The sequence below is a fragment of the Streptomyces sp. WAC07094 genome, assembly GCF_036320405.1.
Lineage (GTDB): Bacteria > Actinomycetota > Actinomycetes > Streptomycetales > Streptomycetaceae > Streptomyces > Streptomyces lannensis.
On sequence record NZ_JAVMJZ010000001.1, the window covers coordinates 3,116,821 to 3,134,350 of the forward strand.

General features: G+C 70.2%; 15 protein-coding genes. 7 read left to right on the forward strand and 8 right to left on the reverse strand.

Annotated elements, in window-relative coordinates:
- Positions 1-183: 183 nt before the first annotated feature.
- From RCR19_RS13645 to RCR19_RS13655, 3 genes are all read right to left on the reverse strand, one after another.
- Positions 184-600, reverse strand: a complete 417-nt coding sequence (locus RCR19_RS13645; protein ID WP_331269427.1) for a DUF6113 family protein — start codon at positions 598-600, stop codon at positions 184-186.
- Complete coding sequence (mshB, locus tag RCR19_RS13650) at positions 600-1,523, reverse strand: N-acetyl-1-D-myo-inositol-2-amino-2-deoxy-alpha-D-glucopyranoside deacetylase (protein ID WP_331265396.1); 924 nt, start codon at positions 1,521-1,523, stop codon at positions 600-602. Before mshB ends, RCR19_RS13645 begins: the two co-directional genes overlap by 1 nt.
- 119 nt (positions 1,524-1,642) lie before the next feature.
- Positions 1,643-1,837 (reverse strand): hypothetical protein, encoded by a 195-nt coding sequence (locus tag RCR19_RS13655; protein WP_059128380.1) that lies wholly within the window; start codon positions 1,835-1,837, stop codon positions 1,643-1,645.
- 203 nt (positions 1,838-2,040) lie between these two features.
- Here RCR19_RS13655 and RCR19_RS13660 point away from each other — a divergent pair, with 203 nt between their 5' ends.
- Complete coding sequence (locus RCR19_RS13660; RefSeq protein WP_331265397.1) at positions 2,041-4,197, forward strand: prolyl oligopeptidase family serine peptidase; 2,157 nt, start codon at positions 2,041-2,043, stop codon at positions 4,195-4,197.
- A gap of 215 nt (positions 4,198-4,412) precedes the next feature.
- On the opposite strand, the gene RCR19_RS13665 is transcribed toward RCR19_RS13660, so the two are convergent.
- From RCR19_RS13665 to RCR19_RS13685, 5 genes are read right to left on the reverse strand one after another with little or no spacing between them, the layout of a single operon-like run.
- Positions 4,413-5,489 carry a dipeptide ABC transporter ATP-binding protein gene (locus RCR19_RS13665; protein WP_331265398.1) on the reverse strand — a complete coding sequence of 359 codons (1,077 nt, stop codon included), beginning with the start codon at positions 5,487-5,489 and terminating at the stop codon, positions 4,413-4,415.
- Complete coding sequence (locus RCR19_RS13670) at positions 5,476-6,468, reverse strand: ABC transporter ATP-binding protein (RefSeq protein ID WP_331265399.1); 993 nt, start codon at positions 6,466-6,468, stop codon at positions 5,476-5,478. The genes RCR19_RS13665 and RCR19_RS13670 overlap by 14 nt, the downstream gene beginning before the upstream one ends.
- A 5-nt stretch (positions 6,469-6,473) precedes the next feature.
- Positions 6,474-7,454: an ABC transporter permease gene (locus tag RCR19_RS13675; RefSeq protein ID WP_331265400.1), complete on the reverse strand. Its 981-nt coding sequence runs from the start codon at positions 7,452-7,454 to the stop codon at positions 6,474-6,476.
- Positions 7,447-8,370 (reverse strand): ABC transporter permease, encoded by a 924-nt coding sequence (locus RCR19_RS13680; protein WP_059128384.1) that lies wholly within the window; start codon positions 8,368-8,370, stop codon positions 7,447-7,449. Before RCR19_RS13680 ends, RCR19_RS13675 begins: the two co-directional genes overlap by 8 nt.
- A gap of 33 nt (positions 8,371-8,403) precedes the next feature.
- Complete coding sequence (locus RCR19_RS13685) at positions 8,404-10,026, reverse strand: ABC transporter substrate-binding protein (RefSeq protein WP_331265401.1); 1,623 nt, start codon at positions 10,024-10,026, stop codon at positions 8,404-8,406.
- Positions 10,027-10,530: 504 nt separating this feature from the next.
- Between RCR19_RS13685 and RCR19_RS13690 the strand changes: the two genes are divergently transcribed.
- The 6 genes from RCR19_RS13690 (at position 10,531) to RCR19_RS13715 (ending at position 17,447) form a co-directional block, all read left to right on the forward strand.
- Positions 10,531-11,274 carry a class I SAM-dependent methyltransferase gene (locus RCR19_RS13690; protein ID WP_331265402.1) on the forward strand — a complete coding sequence of 248 codons (744 nt, stop codon included), beginning with the start codon at positions 10,531-10,533 and terminating at the stop codon, positions 11,272-11,274.
- A gap of 323 nt (positions 11,275-11,597) precedes the next feature.
- On the forward strand, positions 11,598-13,454 hold the full coding sequence (locus RCR19_RS13695; protein ID WP_331265403.1) for an ABC transporter substrate-binding protein: 1,857 nt from the start codon (positions 11,598-11,600) through the stop codon (positions 13,452-13,454).
- Positions 13,455-13,484: 30 nt separating this feature from the next.
- Positions 13,485-14,558: an ABC transporter permease gene (locus tag RCR19_RS13700; protein WP_331265404.1), complete on the forward strand. Its 1,074-nt coding sequence runs from the start codon at positions 13,485-13,487 to the stop codon at positions 14,556-14,558.
- The gene (locus RCR19_RS13705; protein WP_331265405.1) at positions 14,555-15,469 is read left to right on the forward strand and encodes an ABC transporter permease; all 915 of its coding nucleotides are present in this window, start codon (positions 14,555-14,557) and stop codon (positions 15,467-15,469) included. Before RCR19_RS13700 ends, RCR19_RS13705 begins: the two co-directional genes overlap by 4 nt.
- On the forward strand, positions 15,466-16,464 hold the full coding sequence (locus tag RCR19_RS13710; protein WP_331265406.1) for an ABC transporter ATP-binding protein: 999 nt from the start codon (positions 15,466-15,468) through the stop codon (positions 16,462-16,464). The genes RCR19_RS13705 and RCR19_RS13710 overlap by 4 nt, the downstream gene beginning before the upstream one ends.
- On the forward strand, positions 16,461-17,447 hold the full coding sequence (locus tag RCR19_RS13715) for an ABC transporter ATP-binding protein (protein ID WP_331265407.1): 987 nt from the start codon (positions 16,461-16,463) through the stop codon (positions 17,445-17,447). Before RCR19_RS13710 ends, RCR19_RS13715 begins: the two co-directional genes overlap by 4 nt.
- Positions 17,448-17,530: the final 83 nt, after the last annotated feature.

Here is a 17,530-nt window from a genome sequence, read left to right on the forward strand (position 1 = left end):
ACAGGTGGGATCCCCCTGCTCGGGCGAAGCCGAGGGCTCGGGGAAGGCGCGGCGGCGCGCACCACCATACTGGCCGCGCGTCGCCCGCATACCGCGCCCGCTGGGGAAACCCGCACGGGACCCCCACGCGCGCCCACCGTTTTCCCGGGGGGCATCCCGCGCCCCGGACGACGAACCGGTACGTCACTTGCCAAGTCGGACGCCCGGTCCGCCCGTTTGCCGCCCCTGGGCCAGGGTGGCGCAGATCACAGCGACGGCCATTCCGCCGAGCAGGAAGAGATACGATCCGACGCCGGCACCGAACAGGAAGTCCCCCTCGGGACGGCTGGCGGTGAGCAGGATGACGGCGACCACCCAGCCCGCGGCGGGCGCGACGGCCCCCGCACGCGTCCCGATGGCCTTCCCGCCGCCGACGAAGACCCCGGCCGCGCCCACGAGCGCGAGCAGCAACCCGCCGGGGAACCACCCGGACTGCACGAGCGCACCCGCCGCCCCGGCCAGCGCACCGAGCAGGAACAGGCCCAGACAGGCGGCGGTCCGGCCGATCGAGGGCGGCCTCAGCGGCTGGGCGAGCGCACTCGTCTGCTTGCCGTCGGACATCATGGGGTCACTCCCTGGAACAGGTCCGTCTCGCGGGCCCCGGCACTTCTCCGGTTCCCGGCCGATGGAAGCACCGTTTCACGCCGCCCGCCGCGCGCCAACTCGTAGTACTCGGTCGTGAACAGGGGCTGCGCGAGGGCGTTGGAGAGGGCGAACCACGGTTCGGCGACCTCGATCTGGGTGGCGTGCGCCCGCATCGCCGCGGCCTTCGCGGCGGCGAAGGCCGCGCCGTCGATCTCCGTGGTGACCACCGCCTCGTCGACCACGCCGGGGATGTCCTCGACGGTCCCCGCCTTGGCGAAGGGTGTCTTGTCGAGCGCCTCGCCGAGCCGGGCGAAGGCGGCCTCCGCGACCGGCCGGGGCACACGGTTCCAGTAGATCCTGGCGATGTCCCAGGGAGCGCCGAGGTCCGGCCCGAAGCCGGGGTCGGCGGCAAGCTCCGCGGCGCGCATGGCGACGCGGTGGGCCTGGATGTGGTCCGGATGGCCGTAGCCGCCGTTCGGATCGTAGGTGACGAGGACCTGGGGCCGCACCTCCCGGACGACCGCCACCAGATGACCGGCCGCCTCGTCGCGGTCGGCGGCCCAGAAGGCGGTGGGCCGGTGGTTCTGCGGGGCGCCCATCATCCCGGAGTCGCGGTAGCGGCCGGACCCGCCGAGGAAGCGGTGGTCGGTGACGCCGAGCTCGGCCATAGCGGCGGCCAGTTCGCCGGCGCGGTGCGGGCCCAGCGCGTCGTCCCGGTCGGACGCGAGCCGGGCGAGCGAGGGCGGGACGACCTCACCCTCCTCACCGAGGGTGCAGGTCACCAGCGTCACGCGGGCGCCCTCGGCCGCGTACCTGGCCATGGTCGCGCCGTTGTTGATCGACTCGTCGTCCGGGTGCGCGTGCACCAGGAGCAGACGCCGGTCGGGCAGATCCGTCATGGCCTCCACCCTACGAGGCGGCCCGGCGCGCACCTCCCCCGGCCGAGGTCAGCGGGTGCGCGGGCAGCGGATCGGTGGGTCAGCGGATCGGTGGGTCAGCGGGTCAGCGGGTCAGCGGGTCAGAACTTGATGCTCCCGATCATCCCCGCGATGTTCGTCGTCAACTCGCTGATCGTCGGGGCGACGGTCGAGGAGGCGAGATAGAACCCGAGCAGCATGCACACGATCGCGTGCCCTGCCTTCAGCCCCGACTTCTTGATCAGTAGGAAGACGACGATCGCCAGCAGCACCACCGCCGAAATCGAGAGTGCCACGGCGGCTCACCTCCAAAGATCCACAGGGGCGCGGGAGTCGGACTGTCGGGGCAGTGAACCGTACGGACAAATCCACGCAGATAAATCCACCTGGATGCCAGCGGGTTCATACCCACTATGCGGTAGTGATCATAACTATCCGTACGTGCGCATCGATCGGCGCACGGCCGCACAAGGGGGCGCATGGCCAATATGGTCGGGGCATGACGACCGAGCCTGCTTCCTTCCCCCGACGGCACGCGCGGACCCAGCGGTTCACGCTCGGCGCGCCGCGTGCCTTCACCGTCGCACCCGACGGTTCCCGCGTCGTGTTCCTGCGCTCCGCGTCCGGCACGGACCGCACCCACCAGCTGTGGGTCCTCGACCTCGCGAGCGGCACGGAACGCCCCGCAGCCGATCCCGGCGCGCTCCTCAGCGGCGCCGAGGAGGAGTTGCCGCCGGAGGAGCGAGCCCGCCGGGAACGCAGCCGCGAGGGCGGTGCCGGCATCGTCGACTACGCCACCGACAACGGCGTCGAGTTGGCGTCTTTCGCCTTGTCAGGGCGGCTTTTCACGGCGGAACTCCGAGTCGGCACCGCAACGGAACTGCCCGTGCCCGGACCGGTGGTCGACCCGCGGCCGGCTCCCGACGGAAGGCACGTCGCGTACGTCGCCCGGGGCGCCCTGCGCGTCGTCGGCGCCGAGGGCGAGGGCGACCGGGCGCTGGCCGAACCGGAGTCGGAGTCGGTCACCTACGGGCTGGCCGAGTTCGTCGCGGCCGAGGAGATGGGGCGTTCGCGGGGCTTCTGGTGGTCGCCCGCGTCCGATCGGCTGCTCGTCGCGCGCGCGGACGACACCCCGGTACGCCGGTGGTGGATCTCCGATCCGGCCCGTCCGGAGAGGGAGCCGCAACCGGTCGCATATCCGGCGGCGGGCACCGACAACGCGGAGGTGCGCCTGTTCGTCGTGGACCTCGACGGAGCACGCACGGAGGTCGTCTGGGACCGGGCGCACTACCCGTATCTGGCGCGAGTGCACTGGTCAGCGGCCGGTGCACCGCTGATCCTGGTGCAGGCGCGGGACCAGCACAGCCAGCTGTTCCTGGCCGTCGATCCGGACACCGGGGCGACCCGGATGGTGCACGCGGATGAAGATCCACATTGGCTGGAACTTTTCCCCGGTGTCCCGTGCTGGAGCCCCTCGGGGCAGCTGGTGCGCATCGCCGACGAGGGCGGCGCACGGGTGCTCACGGTGGGCGAACGCCCGCTCACGGGAGGCCAGTTGCATGTAAGGGCCGTGCTCGACGTGACGGCCGACGACGTACTGGTGGCCGCGTCGGCCGGCGAGGCGGCGACCGATCCGGAGATCGGCGAGGTCCATGTGTACCGGGTCAACGAGCTCGGCATGGAACGCGTCTCACAGGAGCCCGGTGTGCACACGGCGGTACGTTCGGGCGGCGTGACCGTGCTCGTCTCCTCGACACTCGACCGTGCGGGCGCCCAGGCGCAGGTGCTGCACGACGGCAAGAGGGCGGCGATCGTGACGTCGCATGCGGAACATCCCGGTCTGTCCCCGCGCGTGACGCTCACACAGGGGGGCGCACGCCGAATCCCATGCGCCGTGCTTATGCCTACCGACTACTCCGGTGACACCCCCCTCCCCGTCCTCCTGGATCCGTACGGGGGCCCGCACGGGCAGCGTGTCGTGGCCGCACACAACCCGCACCTCACCTCGCAGTGGTTCGCCGACCAGGGTTTCGCGGTGATCGTGGCGGACGGGCGGGGCACTCCGGGCCACTCCCCCGCCTGGGAGAAGTCGGTGCACGAAGACCTGGCGGCGGTCGTGCTCGAAGATCAGGTGGACGCGCTGCACGCCCTCGCCGGCGACTTCCCCCTCGATCTGAGCCGTGTCGCGATCCGCGGCTGGTCCTTCGGCGGCTATCTGGCGGCGCTCGCGGCCCTGCGCCGCCCCGATGTGTTCCACGCGGCGGTGGTCGGCGCACCGGTCACCGATCTGCGGCTGTACGACACCCACTACCAGGAGCGCTATCTGGGGCACCCGGCACGGCAGCCCGAGGTTTACCGCCGCAACTCCCTGATCGACGACGCGGGCCTGGTGGAAGCCGCGGAGCCGGTGCGCCCGATGATGATCATCCATGGCCTGGCGGACGACAACGTGGTGGTGGCCCACTCCCTGCGACTGTCCTCCGCCCTGCTGGCCGCGGGCCGCCCGCACGAGGTGCTGCCGCTGTCCGGCGTGACCCACATGACCCCGCAGGAGACCGTCGCCGAGAACCTGCTGCTGCTCCAACTGGACTTCCTGCGCCGCGCACTGGGACTCGTGCCGGGCGACGGGAACTCCCGGGAGCACGGGGACCGCTGACCGGGCTCCGCGACGCAACGCCACCGGGGGCCGAAGGGACGCCGGCCCGGCGCACAGGGACCGGCCGCGGCAGAACGGGCCGGGGTGACATGTACACCCCGGCCCGTTGACGGCACCCGCACGGCCGTACGACGTTCACTGTCCTGCGTCCGTATATCGGAACGGCGTCGGCGAAGTTGCCTGCTTGTTAACGACCTTTGTACGCATTTGCCCGCCTATGCGGGCTCAGTGTGCGGCTCGTCGCCGGACGCCGCCGGTCCCTCGGGGGGCACCACCCGCTTCTCCTCCGCGAAGTGGCACGCCGAGTCGTGTGCGGCCGGTCCCCTCGTCAGCCGGAACTCCTCGGGGACCGCGAGCGGCGGTACCTCCAGCGTGCAGCGCTCCCGGGCCTTCCAGCAGCGGGTGCGGAAGCGGCAGCCGGAGGGGATGTCCGTCGGGGACGGCACGTCACCGCTCAGGATGATCCGCTCCCGGTGCTCGCGCGCCCGGGGGTCGGGCACCGGGACGGCGGACAGCAGGGCCTGTGTGTAGGGGTGCGTCGGGTGGTCGTAGATCTCCGCGTCCCTGCCGGTCTCCACGATCCGCCCGAGGTACATCACCCCGACCCGGTCGGAGATGTGCCGCACGATCGACAGGTCGTGCGCGATGAAGACGTACGACAGCCCGAACTCGGCCTGGAGCGTCGCCAGCAGGTTGATCACCTGCGCCTGCACGGACACGTCCAGCGCGGAGACCGGCTCGTCGGCGACGATGATCTCCGGACGCAGCGCCAGCCCCCGCGCGATGCCGATGCGCTGGCGCTGGCCGCCGGAGAACTGGTGCGGGTAGCGGTTGATGTACTCGGGATTGAGCCCCACCACGTCGAGCAGTTCCCGCACCCGCCGCCGACGGTCCCCCTTGGGCGCCGCCTCGGGATGGATCTCGTACGGCTCCCCGATGATGTCCCCCACGGTCATCCGGGGGTTGAGGGAGGTGTAAGGGTCCTGGAAGACCATCTGGATGTTGCGCCGCACGGCCTTCAGGGCCCGCCCGGACAGCCTGGTGATGTCCTCGCCCCGGTAACGGATCGAACCGGCGGTCGGCGCCTCCAGGTTGACCAGCAACCTGGCCAGCGTCGACTTCCCGCAGCCGGACTCGCCGACGATGCCCAGGGTCTCCCCCCGGCCCAGGGTGAAGTCGACCCCGTCGACCGCCTTGACGGCACCCACCTGTTTCTTGAACAGGATTCCGCGGGTGAGCGGGTAGTGCTTCAGCAGCCCGCTCACCTCGAGGATCGGCTCAGGACCGGTCACGCAGGCACTCCCTCCAGAAGTGGCAGGCGCTCACCCGCTCGCCCCCGTGGTCGCCGGCCACCTCGTAGAGCGGCGGCACATCGGTGCGGCACACGTCCTGGGCCATGGGGCAGCGGGGATTGAAGGCGCAGCCGGGCGGGATGGCCATCAGGTTCGGCGGCAGGCCCTTGATCGCGTAGAGCTGTCTGCCCTTCTGGTCGAGCCGCGGGATGGAGTCGAGCAGTCCCCGGGTGTAGGGGTGCGCCGGTGCCTTGTAGATGTCGTGCACGGGAGCCGACTCCACGATCCGGCCCGCGTACATGACGGCGATCCGGTCCGCGACGTCCGCGACGACACCGAGGTCGTGGGTGATGAGGATCAGCCCCATGCGGTACTCACGCTGCAACTCGGCGAGCAGATCCATGACCTGGGCCTGGACGGTGACGTCCAGGGCGGTGGTGGGCTCGTCCGCGATGATCAGCGCGGGCTCGAGCGCCAGCGCCATGGCGATCATGATGCGCTGGCGCATGCCGCCGGAGAACTGGTGGGGATAGTCGCGCACGCGCTGCGCGGCGGCCGGGATCCGCACCCGGTCCATCAGCTCCACGGCCCTGGCGCGGGCGTCCTTCGCGGACATCCCCCGGTGCACGACGAACATCTCGCCGAGCTGGGCGCCCACGGTGAGCACGGGGTTGAGGGCGGACAGCGCGTCCTGGAAGATCATGGCCATCCGGGCGCCGCGGATCCTGCGCCGCTCGTCTTCCCTCAGGGTGAGCAGATCCCGCCCCTGGAAGAGGACTTCGCCGCCGGTGATCCGGCCCGGCGGCGAGTCGAGGATGCCCATGACGGCCTGTGCGGTGACGGACTTCCCGGAGCCGGACTCGCCGAGCACGGCCAGGGTCTCGCCGGCGTCCACGGCGTAGCTGACGCCGTTGACCGCTTTGGCGATCCCGTCCCTGGTCCGGAACTCCACGTGCAGATCGCGCACTTCGAGCAGCACGGCGCTCACCTCAGCTTGGGGTCGAGGGCGTCGCGCACGGCGTCGCCGAGCATGATGAACGCGAGCACGGTGACGGCGAGGGCGCCGGACGGCCACAGCAGCGCGTGGGGGGCGTTGCGGATGTAGGGCGATGCGGCGGAGATGTCGATCCCCCACGACACGCTCGGCGGTTTCAGCCCGACGCCCAGGTACGACAAGGTCGCCTCGAGCGCGATGTAGGTGCCGAGCGCGATGGTCGCCACGACGATCACGGGCGCGACCGCGTTGGGCGCGATGTGGCGCAGAAGGATGCGGGAGTTGGAGGCGCCGAGGGCGCGCGCCGCCTGGACGTAGTCGTTCTGCTTGACGGTGATGACCGACCCGCGGGCGATGCGGGAGATCTGCGGCCAGCCGAGCAGCACCATGAACCCGACGACCGGCCAGACCGTGTTGCTGGTCACCACGGAGAGGAGGACCAGACCGCCGAGGACGACCGGGATGGCGAAGAAGACGTCGGTGGTCCGGGACAGGATCGCATCCCATGCGCCGCCGAAGAAACCGGCGAGCCCGCCCAGGACCGAGCCCAGCAGCGCCACGCCGAGCGTGGCGCAGACCCCGACGGTGACCGAGGCGCGGGCACCGTACACGGTGCGGGTGTAGACGTCGCACCCCTGGCCGTCGAAGCCGAACGGGTGCCCGGCCCGGGCGCCCTCCTGGGACCGGGCGAGTTCGCACTGGAGCGGGTTGCCCGAGGTGATCAGGGACGGCCGGACCGAGATGACGAGGAGAAAGAGGATCACCAGGGCGGAGACGACGAAGACCGGATTGCGGCGCAGGTCCCGCCAGGCGTCGGACCACAGACTGCGCGGCTTGGCCGCCGGGCCCGTGCCCTGAGGGCCTCCCGGTGTCTTCTCGAGGGTGGCCGCCTCACTCGTGGCGAGGTCCATCCCGCCGCCCATACCGGTCCCGGCGATGGCTCCCTCGGGCTCGTGGGACTGTTCAGGCATAGCGGATCCTCGGGTCGAGTACGGCGTACAGGAGGTCGACGAGCAGGTTGGCGATCAGGAAGACGAGCACGAGGACGGTCACGAAGCCGACCACCGTCTGTGTGTTCTGCCGGAGGATCCCCTGGTAGAGCTGGTAGCCCACCCCGTGGATGTTGAAGATCCGCTCGGTGACGATGGCGCCGCCCATGAGGGCGCCGATGTCCGTTCCGATGAAGGTGACGACGGGGATGAGCGAGTTGCGCAGCAGATGCCGGGTGATCACCCGATGACGCGGCAGCCCCTTGGCGACGGCCGTACGGACGTAGTCGGAGCGCTTGTTCTCGGCGATGGAGGTCCGGGTCAGCCGGGTGACGTAGGCGAGGGAGACGGACGCCAGCACCAGACCGGGCACGATCAGCTCGCCGAAGGCGGCCTGCGGCGAGACGGAGGGCCGGATCCAGCCCCATGTGACGCCCAGCAGCAACTGGAGCAGCAGACCGGTGACGAACGTCGGCACCGAGATCACGACGAGGGTCAGCAGCAGCACCGTCGTGTCGACGGGCCGCCCGCGGCGCAGCCCGGTGACCACCCCGAGCACGATCCCGACGACGATCTCGAAGAGGATCGCCACGACGGTGAGCCTGATGGTGACGGGGAAGGCGGTCGCCATGAGCTCGGTGACCCGCTGACCGTTGAAGGCCGTGCCGAAGTCACCGGTGAAGACGTTCCCCATGTAGGTCGCGTATTGCTGCCACACGGGCCTGTCGAGGCCGAACTCGTGGCGCAGCTGGGCCGCTGTGGCCGGGTCGCACCGACGCTCACCGCACAGGCCCGCGATGGGGTCTCCCATCACGTTCACCATCAGGAAGATCAGCAGTGTGGCGCCGACGAAGACCGGAATCATCTGCAGCAGACGCCGGACGACGTACCGTCCCATGGGGGCCTCCGGAGGTAGCGGACAGCGGGTGGCTCAGCCGACCTTGATCTCGTTGTAGACGGGCACGCTGAACGGGTTGAGCGCCACATGGGACAGGCGCGGCGAATAGCCCGCGCTGCCGTTCTGGTACCAGAGCGGAATGGCGGCCATGTTGTCCCGTACGACCCCCTCGGCCTGCTGGAACAGCTTCACGGCCGCGGCCCGGTCGCTCTCCGCGTTCGCCCGGTCGACGAGCTTGTCGAAGTCCTTGTTCGACCACGCGCCGTCGTTGGAGGAGGCGTTGGTGTAGTAGAGCGGCTGCAGGAAGTTCTGGATCAGCGGGTAGTCCATCTGCCAGCCCGCCCGGAACGGCCCCGGCATCCTGTGCCGGCCGATCTGGTTGCGGAAGTCGGCGAAGGTGCCGACCGGGTTGCCGACGCAGGCCCTGTCGTTGCCGAGGGCGTTGTTGATGGAGTTGCACACGGCGTCCACCCACTCCTTGTGCGAGCCGCTGTCCGCGTTGTAGGTGATCCTGACCTGGCCGCCGGGCAGCCCGCCGCCCTCCCGGACCAGCTTCCTGGCCCGGACCGGGTCGTACCGGCAGGCGTCACCGCACAGACCGTCCTGGAAGCCGCCTTCCGTGCCGAGCACCGGGGAGGTCCAGTCGGTGGCCGGCGTACGGGTCTTCTGGAAGATCGTGTCCGTGATCTGGTCCCGGTTGATCGCCATGGACAGGCCCGTACGGACCTTCGCCGTCCCGGGCTTGTTCCACCGGGGGTCGTAGTACGGGAAGGCGAGGGTCTGGATGATGCCGGCCGGGGCGTTGATGTACCGGCCGTCCAGATCGGTCCTGATGAACTTCAGCTGCGGGGCGGGCACGTCGTCGACGAGGTCCAGGTTCCCGGCCAGCAGATCCGTGTAGGCGGTGTTGCTGTCGGTGTAGACCTGTAGGTCCACCCCGTTGTTCTGCGCCTTGTCCTGGCCCGGGTACCTGTTCCACTTCCTGAGCGACATCATGAAGCCCCTGGTGTAGGACTTGATCAGATACGGGCCGTTGCCGACCGGTCTCTTCACCCAGGCCGTGTGGTCGTCGAAGAACGCCCTGGGCAGCGGGGCGAAAGCCGCATAGCCCAGAGTGTCCGGGAATGTCGAGAACTTCTGGTTGAGTCTGACCGTGAAGGTTCGGGGGCCGGTCACCTTGAGCCCGGAGAGGGTGTGGGCCGTCGGGGTGCCGGTCTCCGGGTGCACCTTGGCGTATCCCTCGATGTATCCGAAGAAGTAGGCGTTCTTCTGGTTGTTCCTCAGATCGGCGCCGTAGTTCCAGGCATCGACGAAGGACCTGGCCGTGACGGGCTCCCCGTTGCTGAATGTCCAGCCGTCCTTGACCGTGACGGTGAAATTCTGCGAGTCCGAGGTCTCGATGCGCTGCGCGAGCATGTTCTCGGCCGCACCGGTCCTCGGGTTGTAGCGCATCAGCCCGCGGAAGAGCATGTCGAGGACCTTGCCGCCCTGGACCTCGTTGGTGTTGGCGGGCTCCAGCGGGTTCTGCGGATCACCCCAGGAGGCGCTGAACACCCCGGGACCACCGGCGCCGCTCCCGCCACCGCCGCAGCCGGCCGCCGGGAGGACCGCCGCGGCCGCACACGCCGCCCACAGTGCGTGCCTGGCTCCACGCATGGGGTGCCTCCTCGAAGTGGGCCGTACCTCCAGCGCCATAGCGCTGCCCGTCATCGGTCCATATCAGCATTCGGCCGACATATCACTCCCGCACGCCACCCCTGAGGACCGGACGTCATCCGGATGGCAGGCACGCCCCGATGGGCACCTGGGCGTGCCCGAACCGCCGGTGTCACCGCACGCCGGCCCGACCGGTGGTGGCCCCCCGTGCCGCCCCGGCCGGCGCGGCACATCGGTGGCGAACCGACGGCCGACCGGCAGGCGCGTCCGGGGGCCGGCCGGGACCACCGCCCGACGCCCCAGAGCGATGCGGGCTCCGAGCTGCGTACGGCGCTCGGCAGTGGCGCGGTGCTGGTCCGAAACGCCCCCGTCCGCCGGGCCCGGTGACGCGGATCCGGAAGCATGTTTGCGCCCGGTGGACACGAGGACCACGTAATTGCTCACGATCGATAAAGATCGCGTACAGTCCGCCCGAACCCGGCCCGTAGCTGAGAAGCTGTCAGAATGGCCGACCGCGCGTTCTCCGATGCCGCCCTCGCCGGACTGTACGACGCCCTCAACCCGTGGGGCCCAAGTCATGACTTCTACCTGGGACTTGTGATGTCCGCGCGGTGTGTTCTGGACGTCGGGTGCGGGACCGGCGTGCTGCTGGCGCGGGCCCGGGAGGACGGGCACGACGGGCGGCTGTGCGGACTCGATCCCGCCGCCGCGATGCTCGTCCAGGCACGCCGACGGGTACCCGGCGTCGAATGGGTGCTCGGCGACTTCCGCTCGCATCGGTGGCACAACGCCTTCGATCTGGTGGTGATGACCGGACACGCCTTTCAGGAGCTCGTCCCCGACGGGGAGTTGGAGAGCTGCCTCGACGGGGTGCGCGAAGCCCTCGCCCCCGACGGGCGGTTCGTCTTCGAGACCCGCAACCCGGGGGCCCGCGCCTGGGAGTCGTGGACCTCGGACCACGTCCACGAGGCGGAGTTCGGCGACAGGGGTGTCGTGAGCGTCCGGCACGACGTGGAGACGCCGGTGCGCGGAGACCGGGTCACGTACACCTCGACCTTCGACGGCACCGCGTGGGAACGCCCGCGGATCAGCCGGGGCACGCTGCGCTTCCTCGAACAGGGCACTCTGTCGCGGTTCCTGAGCGGGGCGGGGCTCACCGTGCTCGAGCAGTACGGGGACTGGGAGCGGAGTCCCCTCACTCCGACGAGCCCCGAGATCATCACCGTCGCACGGTCCGGCGGTCGGTAGCGCTCCGCCGGACTCCCCCGCGCCGCCCGGTCCGCGGCTCGGCCGGTCCGCACGTCCCCCGTCCCCGGCACCTGCGCCGGGCGGTCTGCACGATCGTTTCGCCAGGCTCCCACCAGGGGGGCGTCACAGGTATAAACCAATGGCTCCAGCCGGGCCGTCAACACGGCGTTTCCGCAGGCCACGCGGTATTCACGTGCCGTTGACGCGCGCAGACCGCCACTGATAGACACGGCTTCACCCTGCCGCCTCCACCCCCCGATCCGACCCGATCGGACCAGTCCGACGAGCTGTACCCGTGCACCACATGACGCGAGGTCACGACCATGAGCACGCACAACGAGCACGTCTCTGGGCGCCGACGCCCGGGCAGATCACCCCGCACATATCGGTTCCTGGCCGCCGCCCTGACACTCTCGGCCGCCGTCGCGACATCGCTCGCCCCCGCCCCCCAACAGGCTGTGGCGAAGGACAAGACGGTCCTGACCGTGGCGGTCGCCCAGAGCGTCGACTCACTCAGCCCGTTCCTCGCGAGCCGTCTGGTCAGTACGAGCATCCACCGGCTGACGTACGAGTACCTGACCAACTACGACCCCAAGGACGCCCACGTCATCCCCGGTCTGGCCACCAAGTGGGAGTCGTCGCCGGACAAGCTGACCTGGACGTACACCATCCGGTCCAACTCCAAGTGGTCGGACGGGAAGCAGGTCACCGCCGAGGACGCGGCCTGGACGTTCAACAAGATGATGTCCGACGAGGGCGCCGCCACCGCCAACGGCAGCTTCGTCACCAACTTCGAGAAGGTGACGGCGCCCAGCGCCACCAAGCTGGTCATCGAGCTGAAGAAGCCTCAGGCCACGATGACCGCGCTCGACGTGCCGATCGTGCCCAAGCACGTCTGGGAGAGCGTCAAGGACTTCTCGAAGTTCAACAACGACAAGAGCTTTCCCATCGTCGGCGACGGGCCGTTCGTGCTCACCGACTACAAGCCCGACAGCTATGTGCGTCTGAAGCCCAACAAGAGCTTCTGGCGCGGGGCGCCGAAGTTCGACGAGCTCGTCTTCCGGTACTACAAGGACCAGGACGCGGCGGTGGCCGCCCTGCGCAAGGGCGAGGTCTCCTTCGTCGCCGGTTCGCCCTCGTTGACGCCCGCCCAGGCGGCCTCCCTCAAGGGCGACAAGAACATCCACGTCAACGAGGGTCCGGGGCGCCGCTTCTACGCCATCGCCACCAATCCGGGCGCACAGGCGAAGGACGGCAGCAAATTCGGTGACGGCGACCCGTCCCTGCTGGACGAGCGGGTACGCCACGCGCTGTTCATGGCGGTCGACCGCAAGGCCGTCATCGACAAGGTCTTCCAGGGCCATGCCGTCGAGGGCAAGGGCTACATCCCGCCGCGCTTCTCGACGTACTTCTGGCAGCCGGCGGCCGGCCAGGAGCTCGCCTACGATCCCGCCGCGGCGGGCCGGCTCCTCGATCAGGCGGGCTACAAGAAGAACGCCGACGGCAAGCGTGTCGGCAAGAACGGCAAGCCGCTGAACTACCGCGTCCTGTGCCATGCCACCGATCCCAACGACAAGGCGGTCGGCAAGTACCTCCAGGAATGGTGGGGGAAGCTCGGCATCGGGGTCACGCTCAACTGCCTGGACAACGTGACCGATCCCTGGCTCGCGGGCACCTACGACCTCGCGTTCGACGGCTGGTCGGTCAATCCCGACCCCGACTTCGTGCTCTCCATCCACACCTGCGGTGCGCTCCCGGCCACTCCCAAGGACACCGGCGCCACCGACAACTTCATCTGCGACAAGAAGTACGACGACCTCTACGCCCGGCAGCTCGCGGAGTACGACCCGGCCAGACGGGCGGACCTCGTGAAGCAGCTGGAGTCGCGGCTGTACGACCTGGGGTACATGAACGTCATGGCCTACCCGAACGCGGTCGAGGCCTATCGGACGGACCAGATCAAGTCGATCACGACCATGCCGTCCGCGGCGGGCAACATCTACGGCCAGGACGGCTACTGGAGCTGGTGGTCAGCCGTTCCGGCGAACTCCGGTGACTCTTCGGGCGATTCCACGTCCACGGGCGTCATCATCGGAATCGTCGCGGGCGTCGTCGTCCTCGTCGGCCTCGCGGTGGTCTTTGCGATGCGCCGCCGGGCCACCGCCGAAGACCGCGAATAGTCCGGCCGGCCACCGACCGAGTGAGTGCTCATGACCGCTGAAGCGACACCCGCGCTGGTCGAGGGGCCCGCCGCAGACCCGGGAGGCACCGGGTCCGCGGCGGGCCGCGGGCCACGCGCGCGTACCACCACCGCGTATCTGCGCTATGTGGCGGGCAAGCTGACGGGCGCCGCCGTCTCCCTGCTCGCCGTCCTCGTCACCAGCTTCTTCCTCTTCCGGCTGATCCCCGGCGACCCGGTGAAGTTCATGACCGGAGGGCGCCCGGTCTCGGCCCAGCAGATCGCCGCCTATCGGCGGGAGTTCGGGCTCGACCTGCCGCTGTGGCAGCAGTTCACGGACTACTGCGGCAAGGCGCTGACCGGCGACCTCGGGACCTCGTACCAGTTCCGGGCGCCCGTCCTCGACAAGATCACCGAAGCCCTGCCCAACACCCTGCTGCTCACCGGCACGGCCTTCGTCCTGTACACCGCACTCGGCATCTACCTCGGCACCCGCTCGGCCTGGCGGCACGGAAAACTGGGCGATCGTCTCAACACCGGTCTGGCCCTGACCCTCTACTCCATCCCGTCCTTCTGGCTGGGACTGCTCCTGATCATCGTGCTGTCCGTCGGGGTGGGCCCCGTCCCGGGGCTGTTCCCGACCGGCGGCATGGAATCGGGCGGCAAGGAGGGCTTCGCCTACGTCCTGGACGTGGCACACCACCTCGTCCTGCCGGTCGTCACCCTGGTGGCGGTGGAGTACGGGCAGACGCTGCTCGTCACCCGGTCGGCGCTGCTCGACGAAATGGGCAGCGACTATCTGACGACCGCGCGCGCCAAGGGCCTCAGGGACGATCTCGTACGACGCCGGCACGCCGTCCCGAACGCGCTGCTGCCGACCGTGACGCTGGTCTTCGTCAATCTGGGCCGAACCGTCGCAGGCGTCATCCTGGTGGAGACCGTCTTCTCCTGGCCGGGTCTCGGCGGGCTGTTCTACCAGGCGCTGAGCGTGCCCGATCTGCCGCTCGTGCAGGGCCTGTTCTTCGTCTTCGCGGCGGCGGTGATCGTGATGAACACCCTCGCCGACCTGCTCTATCCGCTGCTCGACCCCAGGGTGGGCCGATGACCGCCGAATCCGCCACGACCGCCGCTCCCCGCGCCCTCGCCCGGCAGCGGCGCCGCGCCGCTGCCGCCCGCTTCTGGCGGGAGTACCGCACGCATCGCGCGGGCCTGTTCGGGCTCGCCGCACTGGTGCTGTTCGCGTTGGTCGCCCTGACCGCGCCGCTGACGGTCGGCTCCGACGTGCAGAGCGTGACGGACGCCCCCGGGAAGCCGCTGGAGAGCCCCAGCCTCCAATTCCCGCTCGGCACCGACCAGTTCGGGCGCAACCTGCTCGGTCTGGTCGTCTGGGGGTCGCGCGTCTCGCTGCTCGTCGGGCTGCTCGCGGCCGTGCTGTCGGTGGCCATCGGGGCGCTCATCGGTGTCACCGCGGGGCACTTCCGCGGCTGGTACGCCACCGTGATCATGCGGATCACGGACTGGTTCCTGGTGATGCCGACGCTGGTGCTCGCCATCGCGCTCGCCACCGTGATGTCCCGCTCGCTCGGCACGATCATCCTGGCGATCGGGGTCACGACCTGGCCCACGACCGCGCGACTGGTGCGGGCGCAGACACTGGCGGTCGAGTCACGGCCGTACATCGAGCGCGCGAAGGCGCTGGGCGGCGGCCACTGGCACATCATGTCGCGCCATGTGGTGCCCAACGTCATGCCGCTGGTACTCGCCCAGACGACGCTGATCATCTCGACCGCGATTCTCGCCGAGGCGACGCTCGCGTTCCTCGGGCTCGGTGACCCCTCGATCGTCTCCTGGGGCGGGCTGCTGCAGGACGCGAGGGAGGCGGGGGCGGTCAGCTCGGGCGACTGGTGGTACCTCGTGCCGCCGGGCATCGCCATCGCGATCGTCGCCCTGGCGTTCACACTGTGCGGGCGGGCGGTCGAGTCCGTCCTCAACCCCAGGCTGGGGGTGTCCCGTTGAGTCTGCTCGATGTCAGGAACCTCGAGGTGACCTACCCGGGCGGCGCGGCCGCCGTACGGGGCGTCGACCTCTCCCTCGCCGCCGGCGAGAAGCTCGGTGTCGCGGGCGAGTCGGGGTGCGGCAAGTCCACGCTGGCGCTGGCACTGTTGCGGCTGCTGCCGCCCGGGACGCGGATCGGCGGCGAGATCCTGCTCGACGGCGAGGACGTGCTCACGATGAAGTGGGGCCGGGTGCGCGCGGTGCGCTGGGCCAGCGCCTCCATCGTGTTCCAGGGCGCGATGCACTCCCTGAACGCCGTCCATCGCATCGGCGACCAGATCGCCGAGCCCATCCTGCTGCACCGCAAGGCGACTCCGGCGGGCGCGAGAAGGAAGACCGGCGAGCTCCTGGAGCACGTGGGCCTGCCCGCAGCCCGTGCGAACGCCTACCCGCACGAGCTCTCCGGCGGTCAGCGGCAGCGCGTGATGATCGCCATGGCGCTGGCCTGCGACCCGCGCCTGATCGTCGCCGACGAGCCGACCACCGCGCTGGACGTGATGATCCAGGCCCAGATCCTGCGTCTGATCGAGCGTCTGGTCAGCGATCAGGACCTGGGTCTGATCATGATCAGCCACGATCTCGCGGTACTCGCCGACACCTGTGACCGCCTGGCCGTGATGTATGCGGGACGGGTGGTCGAGGAGGGGCCCGCGCGGCAGGTCTACGACGACGCCCGCCACCCCTACGGCAGGGCGCTGTCGGAGGCGTTCCCGAGGATCGGCGACCCGGCGTCGCGGTTCGCGCCCCGCGGACTGCCCGGCGATCCGCCGGACCCCGCGGCCCTGTCGTCCGGATGCGCCTTCCATCCCCGCTGTCCGGTCGTGCTGGACGTCTGCGCCACTGAGGACCAGTCCCTGCGGGAGGCGGGAGAGCGGCGGCGGGCGGCCTGCGTACACGTGGCGCCGGTCAGCGCGGTGACCGAGGAGGAAGCAGACGTGAGGAGCAGCACCTCATGACGACCGCCCCACTGATCAGTGTCGAGGGCCTGCACGTCACCTTTCCCGGCCGGCACGGCATGCCGCCCGCCCGGGCGGTGGACGGCGTGGACCTGCAGATCCGGCCCGGCGAGATCGTGGCGCTGGTCGGCGAGTCGGGGTGCGGCAAGACGACGCTGGCCCGTTCCCTGCTCGGTCTGGTCCCCCCGACCGCGGGACGCGTCACGTTCGACGGAACGCCGCTCGACTACTCCTCCCGTGCCCTGAAGGCGTACCGGAAACGGGTCCAGCTGGTGCTCCAGGACCCGAGCGGTTCGCTGAACCCCCGGCACACGGTCTATGACGCGGTGGCCGAGGGTCTGCGCATCCACGGTCACGGAGGTGACGAGCGGGCCGCCGTCACCGAGGCACTGAGCCGGGCCGGGCTGCGGCCGCCCGAGCGGTTCTTCCTGCGCTATCCGCACGAGCTCTCCGGCGGCCAGCGTCAGCGGGTCGTCATCGCGGGCGCGATGGTCCTCGAGCCCGAACTCATCGTGGCCGACGAGCCGGTGGCCTCGCTGGACGCCTCGGTGCGTGGCGAGATCCTCGCGCTGCTGCTGCGGCTGCGGGCCGAGCTGGGCCTGTCCGCACTGGTGGTGACCCACGACCTGGGTCTCGCCTGGAACATCGCCGACCGGGTCGCGGTCATGTACCTGGGCCGCATCGTGGAGACGGGTGACGTGGAGCAGGTGCTCACGGCCCCGCGTCACCCGTACACCCAGGCGCTGCTGTCGGTGCTGCCGGAGGCTCCGGGCGCCCCGGTGGTCCTCAGCGGCGAGCCCCCGGACCCGACCCGCATCCCGGGCGGCTGCCGCTTCCACGCCCGCTGCCAGATTCTGGCGGGCGGAGAGGCGGAGGCGGCGGGCGTCGCGGAGGCATGCCGCACCAGGGACCTGGAGGTGCTGGACGGCGCGGCGGGGGCCCAGGTCGCCTGCCACTGGGCACGGGCGGGCGTGACCGCGTAGACCCCGCCCCGGCACCGATTCACCGGGGCCCGGCGATGCCGTACTGGCCCCGAAACGCCGGTTCCCGGCACACCTCGGAAGAG

What these genes read in the sequence shown, in the direction of transcription:
- RCR19_RS13645 (WP_331269427.1), bottom strand. Translation starts at nt 600, where the DNA reads ATGTCCGACGGCAAGCAGACGAGTGCGCTCGCCCAGCCGCTGAGGCCG.
- mshB (WP_331265396.1), bottom strand. Translation starts at nt 1,523, where the DNA reads ATGACGGATCTGCCCGACCGGCGTCTGCTCCTGGTGCACGCGCACCCG.
- RCR19_RS13660 (WP_331265397.1), top strand. Translation starts at nt 2,041, where the DNA reads ATGACGACCGAGCCTGCTTCCTTCCCCCGACGGCACGCGCGGACCCAG.
- RCR19_RS13675 (WP_331265400.1), bottom strand. Translation starts at nt 7,454, where the DNA reads ATGCCTGAACAGTCCCACGAGCCCGAGGGAGCCATCGCCGGGACCGGT.
- RCR19_RS13680 (WP_059128384.1), bottom strand. Translation starts at nt 8,370, where the DNA reads ATGGGACGGTACGTCGTCCGGCGTCTGCTGCAGATGATTCCGGTCTTC.
- RCR19_RS13685 (WP_331265401.1), bottom strand. Translation starts at nt 10,026, where the DNA reads ATGCGTGGAGCCAGGCACGCACTGTGGGCGGCGTGTGCGGCCGCGGCG.
- RCR19_RS13690 (WP_331265402.1), top strand. Translation starts at nt 10,531, where the DNA reads ATGGCCGACCGCGCGTTCTCCGATGCCGCCCTCGCCGGACTGTACGAC.
- RCR19_RS13695 (WP_331265403.1), top strand. Translation starts at nt 11,598, where the DNA reads ATGAGCACGCACAACGAGCACGTCTCTGGGCGCCGACGCCCGGGCAGA.
- RCR19_RS13700 (WP_331265404.1), top strand. Translation starts at nt 13,485, where the DNA reads ATGACCGCTGAAGCGACACCCGCGCTGGTCGAGGGGCCCGCCGCAGAC.
- RCR19_RS13705 (WP_331265405.1), top strand. Translation starts at nt 14,555, where the DNA reads ATGACCGCCGAATCCGCCACGACCGCCGCTCCCCGCGCCCTCGCCCGG.
- RCR19_RS13715 (WP_331265407.1), top strand. Translation starts at nt 16,461, where the DNA reads ATGACGACCGCCCCACTGATCAGTGTCGAGGGCCTGCACGTCACCTTT.